The organism is Polycladidibacter stylochi (genome assembly GCF_001562055.1).
Taxonomy (GTDB): domain Bacteria; phylum Pseudomonadota; class Alphaproteobacteria; order Rhizobiales; family Stappiaceae; genus Pseudovibrio; species Pseudovibrio stylochi.
In genome coordinates, this window is the sequence record NZ_LLWE01000005.1 from 244,631 (window position 1) to 257,288 (window position 12,658).

Genomic DNA, 12,658 nt, shown 5'->3' on the forward strand with positions numbered 1-12,658 from the left:
TCTTAGCCCTCGTCTTGACGGTCAGCAGCCTGTGCGGACAATAGTTTTTGTACTTCACTCACCAAATCTACACGTTTTACCGCAAACTGGGCCGGACGGCTTTCACGCCATGTTTTGTTGTCTTCAATTTCTGCAGATAAACGCTTGCCTTCAATAAGGTCTTTAATTTGCACCTCACCAGCATCGCGCTCTTGCGAGCCTTGAATGATGGCACATGGGGCATCGCGTTTGTCGGCATATTGCAGCTGCTTACCAAACTGTTTTGGGTTGCCCTGGAACATCTCCGCCTTGATACCGGCAGCACGAAGCTCCTGAACCATCTTCTGGTAATGGCCGAGGCTTTCGACATCCCTATCCATCACGCAAACCACAATGGGACCGGCAATGGCTTCATCGCCAAGCTTACCCAGTACTTTGAGTGCAGCCATCAAGCGAGAGACACCAACAGAGAAACCAGTTGCAGGCACCGGCTGGCTCATGAAGCGGGAAACGAGACCATCATAACGGCCGCCGCCGCCAACCGAACCAAAGCGAACAGGACGCCCCTTCTCATCTTTCACTTCAAAGGTGAGCTCTGCTTCATAAACCGGTCCGGTATAGTATTCCAACCCGCGCACCACTGAGGGGTCGATCAAAACGCGGTCATCCTCATAACCAGCTGCTGCAAATAGTGCTGCCATATCGGCAAGCTCTTGCACACCTTCACTGCCTGTTTTGCTGTCTGCGACCAGTTGGCGTAGATTTTCAATGGTTTGCGCGGTTTGCTCTGCCCCAGCGCCAACAAATGCCAGTACGGTTTCTGCAGCTTGGTCTGATAAGCCAGCGCCCTTGGTATAGTCGCCGCTCTCGTCCTTACGGCCTTCACCCAAAAGAAGCTTTACCCCTTCCATGCCCAAACGGTCGAGCTTGTCAACGGCACGCAAGACTGTCAGGCGTGTTTCGGCATGTTCGTCACCAGCAAGGCCGATAACTTCCATGACACCATCCAGCACCTTACGGTTGTTTACTCGGATCACATAGTTACCGCGCTCAATACCCAAGCGCTCCATATTATCAGAGGCCATCATGCACATTTCGGCATCGGCTGAAACACCTGGCGCGCCAATAGTGTCGGCATCGAACTGCATAAACTGGCGGAAACGACCAGGACCGGGCTTTTCATTACGGAACACATAACCATTGCGGTAACTGCGGTATGGTTTTGGCAATGTTTCAAAATTCTCAGCTACATAGCGGGCGAGTGGCGCGGTGAGATCGTAACGCAAGCTCATCCATTGCTCGTCATCATCTTGTAGCGAAAACACACCGGCATTCGGGCGATCCTGATCTGGCAGGAACTTGCCCAGCGCATCGGTGTACTCAAACAATGGCGTTTCGACCGGCTCAAAACCGTATAGCTCGTAGGTCTGTTTAATGACGGAGAGCATATGATGCAGCGCCTGAAGCTCAACCGGTTCGCGATCGACAAATCCGCGTGGCAGGCGGGCTTTCAACTTGGCGCTTTTCTTTTTTGCCATGACTCCGTCTCAATCCTAATTTACTGCGTATAACTACATTTAGCGATATGGCCTGCAACGCAATTCTCATTGGCCATCTTCGCCGAATTTACAGAGCAAGTTCCTAGACCATTGCGCTGCTTTGGGCAAGATGCGAAGGCGCGGCAATCTACGGCATTTCCCAATCAATACTTGCAATGAAAACAATTGAGACTATGTTCGCAAAATTAAATGAGAGAATGAATAAAATTTCAACTAACGCGGAGACACTCCATTGAGCTCAACACTTGTGGCTGATTCAATTCGTAAAGCCGATAGCCAAGAAGGGCAGACTTCCTTGGAACTTGATGCTGTTGAGCTTTCTCTGGTCCTGCCCACTTATAATGAAGCTGAAAACATTCCGCTTGTTGTTGATCTTGTTGGCCAAGCATTGGCAGGCGTGAACTGGGAAATCATCGTTGTTGATGACAATTCCCCTGATGGAACCAGCCAAGTGGCGCGGCATATTGCCCAAGAAAATCCACGGGTGCGGGTGATAAGGCGTATTGGTCGCCGCGGGCTTTCCGGTGCTTGCATTGAAGGCATGCTGTCTTCTTCTGCCAAGTATGTGGCCGTGATGGATGCGGATTTGCAACATGATGAAAGTTTACTGCCGCGAATGCTCGCGGCCATGCGTAGCGGTCACTACGATATCGCTGTTGCCTCGCGCCATGTGGAAGGCGGCGATGTGGGCGACGGTCTTTCTAAAATCCGTAGCTGGGGCTCTGACTTGGCAAACAACTTGGCGCGCAACCTTTTGAAAGTAACCCTTTCTGACCCTATGAGCGGTTTTTTCATGGTGTCGCGCGAGAAAGTTGATGCTTTAGCTCCGCAGCTTTCATCTCAAGGCTTTAAAATCCTACTGGACCTTGTTGCCAGCGCTAAAGGTTCCATGCGCATTAAAGAGTTGCCTTTCGTTTTTCGTGAGCGCCAGCATGGCGAGAGTAAACTGGATACGTTGGTGACACTGGACTATCTTGGTCTGTTGGTAGCCAAACTATTCAATGACATGATTTCTGTGCGCTTTTTGATGTATTCAGCAGTTGGCGCAACAGGTGTTGTTGTGCACTTGATTGTTTTGAAGCTACTTCTTGCCTCTGGCGGTTTTGTTTTTAATCAAGCACAGTTAATGGCAACCGTTGTGGCAATGACGTCGAACTTTATTTTGAATAACAGGCTTACCTATCGCGATCGACGCTTGAAAGGTTTTGCCTGGCTGAAAGGGCTATTGACCTTCTATTGCATTTGTTCGGTTGGTGTGCTTGCCAATGTGGGCGTTGCCAGCTTTATTTATGACGCCAGCCCGATTTGGTGGTTTGCCGGAGCGGCCGGTGCCGTAATGGGGGCTGTATGGAACTTTGTTGCCAGTAATGCGCTCACATGGCGGCGGGCGTGAATAGAAATGCACAGTTTGCTGGACACGGTTATAAGCCGATAATCATATAGAACACCTTTGCCGGAGACTTTCTTGCGCCCTCAACCTAATCTCTCTCTTCCTTCGTTTTTGCGCCCTACTAGCTTATTTTGGATCGTTACGGGCTTAACGTTGCTGCGTCTATTTACGGCCAGCCAAGCCAACTTCGTAGAAGATGAGGCCTATTACAGATTGTGGGGGCTTTATCCGGCTTTAGGTTATTATGACCACTCCCCGATGGTAGGTTGGTGGATTTGGCTGGGGCAAACGCTTTTTGGTGACACAACTCTTGGAGCTCGGTTTTTATCTGTATTAAGCGCTGCTATTGGCTCTGCCATTATCTGGCGCAGCGCTACTTTGCTTTATGATCGGGTTATTGCTGGCTGGACAGTTTTATTTTTCAACGCCACCCTACTCATCGGTGTGGGTGCTGTTTTAATTACCCCCGATTCACCTGCGGTCTTCTTTTGGGGGCTCACGTTTTGGGCACTTTGCGAGTTAAGTGCTTCTAAAAACGCGAACTGGTGGCTTTTGGTCGGGGTTGCTGCGGGCTTTGGCTTGCTTTCCAAATACTCCCTCTTCTTTTTAGGGGGCGGAATAGTGTTATGGCTGCTCTATGTACCAGAGAATCGGCGCTTCTTTACAAGCTGGCAATTATGGGCTGGCGGCCTGATAGCGGTGGTGATGTTTTTACCGGTCGTTTACTGGAATATGCAGCATGATTGGGTGTCATTTAGCAAACAGTTTGGCCGTGTTGCTGCGAGCCACTACACCTTCAAGTACATTGGTGAATATATCGGTGCAGTAGCGGGATTGCTTAACCCGTTTGTTTTTGTGCTGGTTGTAGCTGGCAGTATTCCCTTACTAAAACAGTTTAGGCAACGTGAAGCATCTGCCAGCTTGATCGTTTGTACCGGTCTACCCTTTTTCTCTTACCTGCTGTTTCACTCGTTCCATGACCGTGTACAAGGTAACTGGCCTGCTCCGCTCTACCCCAGCTTTGCCATGATCGCGGCCGTATTTTTGGCTGATAGGATTCACTTGACAAAAACCTGGGTGCGTGGGTGTGGATACAGCGCACTAGTTGTAGGGTTATCGGCAAGCGTTCTGGTCCTTAGCCACGCGGTTTGGCCGATTACGACCAGCTTTGGCCGTAAGGACCCAACCCACCAAATGCGGGGCTGGCAACAGGTTGGAAAAGAAATAGAAACGATTGCTAAAAAAGAAAATGTTCACTGGGTTGTCACCACAAGCTATGGGCTTACCGGGCAACTCAGTAATGCACTGAAGGGGAGCGGTATTAAGGTAACACAGCTTAACCAACGCATGCGTTATGCAATGGTTCCTACCTTCGAGAAATCCCCCGGAAGTTCACCCGTTTTATACGTGGCAGAATCACGGCGCAATAATATAAATGGTGTTTCGAAGGACTTCAGCTCTTCAGATTTACTAGCTGAAATACCGAGGAGTAATGGCAACAATATCCTTGAAAATATAATGGTTTATCACATGGGTGCCCCTTTAAAACCCATAGGAAAGCCATAGTTACCATTGCTTATTCTGCACGATCGACGTTAGCCTGACCACGTTTCTTAGAATTTGGTTTCGGAGACGTATGCTATGAAACGAATTATGCTAACCAGTCTGAGTTATGGCAGTAGTGAAGCAGAAAACCGTGCCATTAATGATTTGATTATGGCTGGCCGGTTATCTGCCGTTGGTTGTTTGGTAACAACCCCGTTATGGGAGCAAGAATACTACCAGCTAAGAGATGTCGCTAACTGGGCCAACAAATCACCACAAGTTGGCCTTAGCCTTAGCTTTACTGCTCCTTTCTCCCCATTAAGCCAGTTTGCCCAACAAAACTACGGAAAAACATTCCCGCCTCCTTGGTATGTTCAATTTTGCACGTTAAGCAGACGCCTGCAAAAGCAAGTGGTGGAAGCTGAAATTGCTACACAAATTGACAGGTTTGAGGAGATTTACGCCCAAGCGCCCCAGTTTCTGGCAATACATCCGCAGACACCAAAGAGCAGTATTTTTTATGATGCTATAATTAAAGCAGCACTCTTAATGTCCGATAGGCAGCCCTATATTATTTTGCCAAGCCAATCGCATCATACCGCAAAATATCGAAAACTCGCCCAAGTCTTAGATATTTCCTTATTGTTTAGCCGGTTTAGCTTACCCGTGCACAAGGCAAAGGCAGGATACAAAACCGTTCTTTGGGAGGCATTAAACCATTGCCAAAACGAAGAGGTGGTTTATTGCTCTCCTTCCTACGAGCACCTTTATAATGGCTATGTTCCCAAGCCACGTCCCAAGGCTGTTCAATTTGAACAACTTAACTTCTTAATGAGCGATCAATTTCAAGAGCTTTTGAATGAAAAGGACATTTATTTATTCTAAGCCCACCTAGCCCTTACTCTATGGTAAAAACGCTAAATTCCCAGTCTCTGATCAATAATAGAATGACAAATTACGTTTTATTTTCTTGTCTAAGGTTTAAATCATTGAATTTTCAACAGTCCTTTGCGTTTTAATGATGTATTTCAAATTCGACACAGTTTTTTCTTTTTTTAGCCTTGAATGATGTTTACATGCCTCACGTAAGAAAATATTAAAATACTCAAGGTCACACCCTGATGCGGGACTTTAAAGAACTACTCAAAAGCAGTTTTTCGCTTTCAGCGCTTAATGATAAGCAAGTAGAGCAGCTTGCAGGCATTGCCCAACAAATGACCTTGAAGGCGGGCGCAACGCTTTTTGAAGCTGGCGACCCGGCAAATGGGTGCTACGCTATTTTAGATGGGTCGCTTAAAGTTTCTGTCATTTCTATTGATGGCAGCGAGCAACTGCTTGCAGTGCTTGGCCCAAACAGCTTGGTAGGTGAGTTGGCCTTGCTGGACGGGCGAGATCGCTCTGCAACCGTTACTGCCCTAAAAGCTAGCCGACTGGCTTTCATTTCTAAATCACAATTTTATAAGTTTGCCGATGCAAACCCTGAGGTCTATCGTCACATGCTGTCGATCGTTACCAGCCGGTTACGCAACGCAAATGATGCCTTGGCAGCACGCTCATTTTTGCCTTTACCGGGCCGCGTTGCACAAACTTTACTACAGTTAGCTGAAACATTTGGCATGGAAGTAGATAATCGTAAACTATTGATACATTATAAAATATCGCAGACAGAGATTGCCAATATGGCCGGTGGTGCACGTGAAAATGTTAGCCGAATTCTGAATAGTTGGAAACGTGAGGGCGTTATCACCCGTCTGTCAGGCTATTACTGCCTAGAGAAACCCGAGGTGCTACGAGCTGCCGCAGAGCTCTAAGTAAAATAGGCAGTATAGTTACCAAACCCCCAAATAAGAAAGGCACGCCAATAATGGCGCGTTTGGTAAAATGTACTATACACTCTATGAAATCAGACCGGAACACGAAGCAAACCCGGTTCACCCTAGCATAAATCACGCCCATGTTCGTGAACTTGTTAATCAATTATATCAAGAGCTGCAAGAAGATCCCTTGCTAGAGCCACACTATACTCGTGAACTTGGCAATGATTGGCAGGACGATCTAGAGCGCGCTATAGACTTTTGGCAATGCGCCCTTTGCAAAACTCCAAGTTACCAAGGACGCCCAGTGCCGCGCCTGCTCGCACAAAGAGACCATATCAGTGAAAGCGAAGTTGATCGCTGGCAGGAGCTTTTTGCAAAAGCTGCACAGCAAAGTGTACCAGCCGAGGCTGTTATGCCTGTGATGAATGTCGCAAACTTGCTAAGCGATAGCATTCGTCAAGCCATGAAGGCTGCATAAGGCATCTCGTTTTTGCATAGTACATGTGCTGTTCGGTCTCTTTTTAATTCTTTAGAAATGCCTTAGAAAACTTGTTAGTTTCAAATTGCGTGTTTGTATTTTTGCGCATAAAGAATAATAGAATGGAGACTGGCGAATGGCACAACAAAGCTTGCCAACAGAGGATAAAGAAGCTCCTCAGGGTGAACTAACCACAAGAACAATGGCAATGCCAAAGGATACAAATGCAGCCGGCGATATTTTTGGCGGCTGGGTTGTATCTCAAATGGACATTGCCGGCGGCATCTGCGCTAGCCAATGTGCGCTCGGCCGTGTCGTTACCGTTGCCATTGATTCTATGACTTTTATTCGCCCGGTCAAAGTTGGTGATGTTATGTGCGTGTACACTGATGTACAGCGCATTGGTAAAAGCTCAATGAAAATTGCTATTGAGGCCTGGGCATTGAGAAACAGAACCGGACTACGAGAAAAAGTCACAGAGGCCATTTTTACCTTTGTTTCAGTTACCGACGAAGGTGTGCCAATGGCCATTAGTGAAGAGCGCCACGCAGCCTACCCTAACGCCACCAGATAACGAGGGGGGCATTTTGCCCCTTTCCTTCTACTTGAGAGTACTTCATGCAAGAGACACTTCCCATTCGGCCAGTTGGATCACGAGCCCCCGTTGATGAGAGCATAACCATTCCACAAATCAATGAACTGGTTGATAGCTTTTATAATGAAATTCAAAAGCACGAAAGTTTGGGACCTATTTTCGCGCGTGAAATTCAAGGGGATTGGGGACCACATCTTCTCAAAATGAAACACTTTTGGGCTTCTGTCCTGTTAAAAACAGGGAGCTATAAGGGGAAGCCAGTTCCAGCCCACTATAGAATTCAAGGATTAACAGACGCGCATTTTCATCAATGGATGGATTTGTTCTACATTGAAGTTCAACGAATTTTCGCAGCAAGCGCTGTTCCTGCAATTATGACAATTGCACAGCGCATAGCACAAAGCCTTTGGCTAGCCATTTTTGCAAGCCCGTTCAGTCAGCCACCAAAACAGTTTGGAAGCTACAAGCTAGATCGTTAGCTCGCCTTTCCTCACACTCTGTTTGCAATAGCGCTGCTTTAATGCACTGTATTCATTCGGACGGCGCATAACTGTGTCCCAAAAAAGCTGTTCGTTAATAGCCATTTTTGCTCCTGAAGACCACAATGCCAAAAGCTCTGAAACAAGTTCTTGTCGTTGTTGCTGATTGAGAATAGCAGCGCGGGGCTTATGAGCCTTAGAAGAGAGGCGACTTTGTATTCCACGCTCTAATATGAGGCAATCTAGCAGGTAGTTTGAATTTACATCCTCAGCCAAGTGAGCAACCACTTCTTTTATTGCTGTTGTTGCCTGATGCGGCAAATGGGGCCAAACTGACTGTGACACTTGTGCTTGATCCAACAAAAAATCCTCCACCGGTTTCCCGAGGAGGACTGGCGCAAAATCTATGTTACATACCGCTTTGTTATTGCAGTTGGCTTTACAATTGCCAAGCTTGCAATCACATCCCTTAATGCGGAAACCACCTTGCCCGGTTTGGCAGGTTGGCGAGGGCGCCAGCCCTTCTCTTGATGATGTTGGATATTTGGCACGAAAATAAGGCAAATGCAAGCTTTCTATTTGCTTTCATAGTTAGAAAAGCTCAATATTATGCTTACATATAAAAAATGATAATTCGTTAAGCCGGGTGCTTTGATCGTGGTATGCGCTCAGATTACTCCTGAGCGCACAACGGATGATGCCAAACCATTATATGGCTTTATTCCAACATGTATTAAGCGAACAAAGCGTCAATATCATCTTGTGTTACAACACCATCATCAGTATCCCGCGCAGGACCATTTAGCAAAGAGCGCTCATCGTGTGGTTCGTACTCTGGAGGAACATCGATGGTCTTGAATGTATCAATTCCACCCCAAATCTCCATCATACGTACAATACGCTCTTCAACAAAGTTAAGTGTGCTTACAACCTTCGTGATACGCTGGCCTGTCAAATCCTGAAAGTTACAGGCCTCGAAAATAGATACCACACGCTCGTGGACATCAGAGGCCAAGCCCTCGTGTTCTGGAGGCAATAAAGACCCTATTGTTGCAACAGCCTGATCGATTTCCTCGGTAGCGGTGAGGATTTGCTCAGTCGCTTTTTCAGTGCCGGAGACAATTTCATCCAGTTCATAGGCAGCACGCCCCTTGGCGGCACCAAATTCCCCACTAGCTTTGTGATGTAAAGCAGCTATTTCGGTTTTCGTCTCACCTATTGCATCATACATAGCATCAAGTTCAACCTTGAGCTTAGCTGCCTCGCCAATTTCACTGCGCAGCTCGGCTGCAATTTTTTCTGATAGATGTGCGGCATTCGACTGCTGCGGGTCGAGCATTCGTTTGAGTGCCGTAATTTCCTGGATAATTTCGTAGTGTCGGAGCTCATCAACATTTGCAGGATCAACGCTTTCAAGTTGACGCTTGCCAAAGTGTGCTTCTGCGCGAAAAACTTTCTTTGCTGTTATCATCCTAACTCCGTATGCCCAACACACCTAAAGTGGTGCTAGCGAAAACTCTATATAGAATAAGCAGTAGTCACTTGCTACAACCAGATACTCGAAAGCACAAGTAGAGAATCGTGTTTACTATCATTTTTAATAGCGTAATTTTTTTTATTAATTATGATTAGTAAGCAATGAATAATATATATACCCCATCGAACTTAAGCCAGCAAAGCTAGTTTCTACAGCCTCATGCCTTAGGCTTACTAAAAGTGACTATCTCTAAATATGAATAAATATCGTTTATAAAAGTATTGTTCACTTTAGTATTAATAATCATTTCGCAAGTGCGATAAAAAGCAAAGTTTTTAATCTAACATAAGCAATAGTTCACCAATTAATGCAATATTTACAAATTTAATTATTTATAATTCATAGTGATTATTTTAACTAATTGAGTGATGAGATGAAAACTTGTTCTAGAATTACTTTTGTGCTTGGTGGTATATTATCTGCCGCCATAGGCCATTCAAGTGCAGCTGAACAAGCTAGACGTTTAGCACCAGCTCCGCCCATCATTTTAAGTCCCGATATTCCAATTTACTCCCAGCAACAAGTTGAAAGACAAAGTGCGATTCTCAATAGGGAACGCAAAAAGAGACGTACTAATGATAAGCAACAGCGAAAGGTTGCGGACAGGTTTTTGCCAAAAATTATTCGGATCGATACAGCTCAAAAGGCTGGCACGATATATATCGATAGTCCCAATAGATACCTTTATTACTATTTAGATACCAATAGAGTAATAAGGTATGGAATTGGTATTGGGCGACCGGGTTTTGAATGGTCGGGACAACACAAGGTAACAAAGAAGCGCGAATGGCCCGACTGGAATCCACCAAGCGAGATGTTAAAACGCCAACCTGATTTACCTAGATTTGTACCTGGCGGCCCACAGAACCCACTTGGCGCGCGCGCACTTTACCTTGGCTCTACACTCTACCGAATTCACGGCTCAAACCAGCCTTGGACTATTGGCGGCGCTGTTTCTTCGGGCTGTATCCGCATGCGTAACCAAGACATCATTGACTTATACGAGCGCGTTTCCTTAGGTGCGACGGTTATTGTGCGATGAAGAGAAATTGGTATGAAACTAATTGCGAAGAATTTGTAACTGGCAAAGCTAATAATTTACATATATTATATCTATAGAGCCTCAATAAAATCGCCAAAACGAAATAACTGTGCACGCTAAACATCCTTTTACATTAAGGGGGAAATTCGCGTGTTTTGTAACAACGCCACTCAAGAGCCGACAAAAGAAGAGGTACTTGATGCGTTAAAGAGAGTTAGCGTATCGCAAAATTTTCTACGCTCACCAAAGTTAAACAAGTTTCTTGATTTTATTGTAAAGAAGAAATTAGATGGAAAAAGCAGCGAACTAAAAGAAACCATTATTGCCCTTAATGTATTCAATCAGGACAATACATTTAAACCAAAATCAAACCCCGTTGTTCGCGTGAATGCTTCAAGATTACGTAGTTTGTTAAAAAACTATTATAAAACACAGGGTGCTCATGACAAAGTAATCATCAAACTGGCAAGCATTGGTTATATACCTTCATTTCAGTATAATAATAATGCCATTCAGGATGATGATAAAACCCCAGTTGATGCTGAGCTTTTGCTCGTAAGCGAAACTGATGTCAAAGAAACGGAAGTAGTCCAGCAGCAACCCGCGAGTAATAGCCATTCTAGATTTAACAAGAGCGCCAGGCCGCATTTGAGCGCTCACCTCGTACATGTGGCATTGCTTTACTTGTTTATTTTGGCATTAGGTCTAACAGTTGCTCTTTTAAGCTCAAACAGGCTTAAGGAAAGTAGTGAAGCACAAATGGCTCGCCAACCAATAAAGAGCATAACCGCCAAAAAGCGTATAGTTTGCAACTATTCCTTAATTGAAGGAGGCAAAGCCATACTCACTTGCCCCCCAATTATGCCCAATAGCTCTCACTCCCAAGTCAACTAGTTTGTGCGCTTTTAGGCTATATTGTTGCTTTCTTTAAAGTCGTTTAGTGACTTAGGCTTCTCACCTCCGTAAGCCCAATTCAACAGTTCGACACTATGAACAATTGGCGCATCAACCGCATCTTTTAGTTGGGCTATACAACCCAGATTACCCGTTGCGATAACCTGGGGGGTCTGACTGTTGATGTTATTTGCCTTCCGCTTTTTAAGCTGCTCGGCAATGTCAGGCTGTAAAATATTGTAGGCTCCAGCTGAGCCACAACACAAATGCCCCTCGGCAATCTCTCTTAATTCAAGTCCTACTGCAGTTAAAAGTTGGCGTGGCTCTTTGTCGATTTTCTGTCCATGCTGCATTGAACATGCAGAATGATAGACGGCCGGGATTTCAACTTTCCGCGTTGGCTCTGGCAGTTTAATAGAACTGAGAAACTCCGTTATATCTTGCGCTTTGGCGGCAACTTCGCCAGCTTTTTCGGCATAATTTTCATCATTTTCAAGCATGTGAGCATAGTCTTTAATTGTTGTACCACAACCTGATGCGGTAATAATGATAGCTTGTAGCTGGTTTTGTGTTATTTCCTGATGCCAAATATCAATGTTATGTCGCGCTTGGTCTAAAGCTGAATCCTGTTTACCCATATGTAACAGGAGAGAACCACAACAGGCCTCTTTCGCAGGTTGACTAACCTCGTAGCCCAAACGTGTTAGCAAGCTAATTGTAGCGTCATTGATTTCCGGATTTAGGACAGGTTGAGCGCAACCTTGCAAGACAACAACGCGACCTTGTTTTTTATCTTTCGCGCTCACCAGTTGCTGCGCACGAAAACGAGATTTAGGTATATTGCTCTTGGGTACCAACGAAAGCATCGCAGCCATCTTTTTAAATGGCCCACCCACTTTTCTTAGAATAGGTGTAAACGGCCTTGCAATCCGGCCAAGCTGTAAAGCCCAAGCAAACCGTTTAGGGTAAGGTAGAATAGAAGCCAGTAATGCACGCATCAAACGATCACTCAGTGGTCGTTTATATTCACTTTCTATTATGCTTCGCGCATGATCAATCAAGTGCATATAATGCACACCTGAGGGGCAAGTTGTCATACACGAAAGACACGATAAACAACGATCAACGTGCTTAACAAACTTGCTATTGACTGGCCGGTTGTTTTCCAAATGATCTTTTATCATATAAATCCGGCCACGCGGACTATCTAGCTCATCTCCCAATACCGCAAAACTAGGGCAAGTTGCAGTACAAAAACCGCAGTGGACGCACTTGCGAAGGATTTTTTCAGAATGCGCAATTGCATTATCCGATAATTGCTGCTGCGTGAAATTGGTCTGCAT

The 12,658-nt window shown here is 45.6% G+C and carries 13 protein-coding genes and 1 riboswitch; of the genes, 9 read left to right on the forward strand and 4 right to left on the reverse strand.

Features of this window, described 5'->3' with window-relative positions:
* Positions 1-2: 2 nt before the first annotated feature.
* Positions 3-1,517, reverse strand: coding sequence for a histidine--tRNA ligase (gene hisS / locus AYK67_RS01125; protein WP_068081059.1), 1,515 nt, complete (start codon positions 1,515-1,517; stop codon positions 3-5).
* A gap of 280 nt (positions 1,518-1,797) precedes the next feature.
* On the opposite strand from hisS, the gene AYK67_RS01130 reads away from it, so the two are divergent.
* The 7 genes from AYK67_RS01130 to AYK67_RS01160 all read left to right on the forward strand — a co-directional run bounded on the left by AYK67_RS01130 (position 1,798) and on the right by AYK67_RS01160 (position 7,842).
* Positions 1,798-2,931, forward strand: coding sequence for a glycosyltransferase (locus tag AYK67_RS01130; protein WP_068081315.1), 1,134 nt, complete (start codon positions 1,798-1,800; stop codon positions 2,929-2,931).
* A gap of 72 nt (positions 2,932-3,003) precedes the next feature.
* On the forward strand, positions 3,004-4,494 hold the full coding sequence (locus tag AYK67_RS01135) for an ArnT family glycosyltransferase (protein ID WP_068081318.1): 1,491 nt from the start codon (positions 3,004-3,006) through the stop codon (positions 4,492-4,494).
* Positions 4,495-4,569: 75 nt separating this feature from the next.
* The gene (locus AYK67_RS01140; protein WP_082735564.1) at positions 4,570-5,358 is read left to right on the forward strand and encodes a ChbG/HpnK family deacetylase; all 789 of its coding nucleotides are present in this window, start codon (positions 4,570-4,572) and stop codon (positions 5,356-5,358) included.
* A 236-nt stretch (positions 5,359-5,594) separates the two neighbouring features.
* Positions 5,595-6,284, forward strand: coding sequence for a Crp/Fnr family transcriptional regulator (locus AYK67_RS01145; RefSeq protein ID WP_068081065.1), 690 nt, complete (start codon positions 5,595-5,597; stop codon positions 6,282-6,284).
* Positions 6,285-6,354: 70 nt separating this feature from the next.
* Positions 6,355-6,768, forward strand: coding sequence for a group III truncated hemoglobin (locus AYK67_RS01150; RefSeq protein ID WP_068081067.1), 414 nt, complete (start codon positions 6,355-6,357; stop codon positions 6,766-6,768).
* Positions 6,769-6,904: 136 nt separating this feature from the next.
* A complete protein-coding gene (locus AYK67_RS01155) occupies positions 6,905-7,342 on the forward strand; it encodes an acyl-CoA thioesterase (RefSeq protein WP_068081070.1) in 438 nt (145 codons plus the stop codon).
* Positions 7,343-7,386: 44 nt separating this feature from the next.
* Positions 7,387-7,842, forward strand: a complete 456-nt coding sequence (locus AYK67_RS01160) for a group III truncated hemoglobin (protein WP_068081073.1) — start codon at positions 7,387-7,389, stop codon at positions 7,840-7,842.
* Here AYK67_RS01160 and AYK67_RS01165 read toward each other — a convergent pair.
* Positions 7,831-8,205: a hypothetical protein gene (locus AYK67_RS01165; RefSeq protein ID WP_068081076.1), complete on the reverse strand. Its 375-nt coding sequence runs from the start codon at positions 8,203-8,205 to the stop codon at positions 7,831-7,833. The genes AYK67_RS01160 and AYK67_RS01165 overlap by 12 nt on opposite strands.
* Before the next feature lie 68 nt (positions 8,206-8,273).
* Positions 8,274-8,381, reverse strand: a riboswitch (SAM-I-IV-variant riboswitch).
* Positions 8,382-8,575: 194 nt separating this feature from the next.
* Positions 8,576-9,313 carry a protein phosphatase CheZ gene (locus tag AYK67_RS01170; protein ID WP_068081078.1) on the reverse strand — a complete coding sequence of 246 codons (738 nt, stop codon included), beginning with the start codon at positions 9,311-9,313 and terminating at the stop codon, positions 8,576-8,578.
* Between the two features lie 439 nt (positions 9,314-9,752).
* On the opposite strand from AYK67_RS01170, the gene AYK67_RS01175 reads away from it, so the two are divergent.
* A complete protein-coding gene (locus AYK67_RS01175; protein WP_068081081.1) occupies positions 9,753-10,421 on the forward strand; it encodes a L,D-transpeptidase in 669 nt (222 codons plus the stop codon).
* 150 nt (positions 10,422-10,571) lie between these two features.
* Positions 10,572-11,315 (forward strand): hypothetical protein, encoded by a 744-nt coding sequence (locus tag AYK67_RS01180; protein WP_068081083.1) that lies wholly within the window; start codon positions 10,572-10,574, stop codon positions 11,313-11,315.
* Between the two features lie 11 nt (positions 11,316-11,326).
* On the opposite strand, the gene glcF is transcribed toward AYK67_RS01180, so the two are convergent.
* Positions 11,327-12,658, reverse strand: a complete 1,332-nt coding sequence (gene glcF / locus AYK67_RS01185; RefSeq protein WP_068081085.1) for a glycolate oxidase subunit GlcF — start codon at positions 12,656-12,658, stop codon at positions 11,327-11,329.

Excerpts from the sequence above, each read along its gene's own strand:
- AYK67_RS01150 (WP_068081067.1), top strand. The coding sequence starts at position 6,355 with ATGTACTATACACTCTATGAAATCAGACCGGAACACGAAGCAAACCCG.
- AYK67_RS01160 (WP_068081073.1), top strand. The coding sequence starts at position 7,387 with ATGCAAGAGACACTTCCCATTCGGCCAGTTGGATCACGAGCCCCCGTT.
- AYK67_RS01170 (WP_068081078.1), bottom strand. The coding sequence starts at position 9,313 with ATGATAACAGCAAAGAAAGTTTTTCGCGCAGAAGCACACTTTGGCAAG.
- AYK67_RS01175 (WP_068081081.1), top strand. The coding sequence starts at position 9,753 with ATGAAAACTTGTTCTAGAATTACTTTTGTGCTTGGTGGTATATTATCT.
- hisS (WP_068081059.1), bottom strand. The coding sequence starts at position 1,517 with ATGGCAAAAAAGAAAAGCGCCAAGTTGAAAGCCCGCCTGCCACGCGGA.
- AYK67_RS01140 (WP_082735564.1), top strand. The coding sequence starts at position 4,570 with ATGAAACGAATTATGCTAACCAGTCTGAGTTATGGCAGTAGTGAAGCA.
- glcF (WP_068081085.1), bottom strand. The coding sequence starts at position 12,658 with ATGCAGACCAATTTCACGCAGCAGCAATTATCGGATAATGCAATTGCG.
- AYK67_RS01145 (WP_068081065.1), top strand. The coding sequence starts at position 5,595 with ATGCGGGACTTTAAAGAACTACTCAAAAGCAGTTTTTCGCTTTCAGCG.
- AYK67_RS01155 (WP_068081070.1), top strand. The coding sequence starts at position 6,905 with ATGGCACAACAAAGCTTGCCAACAGAGGATAAAGAAGCTCCTCAGGGT.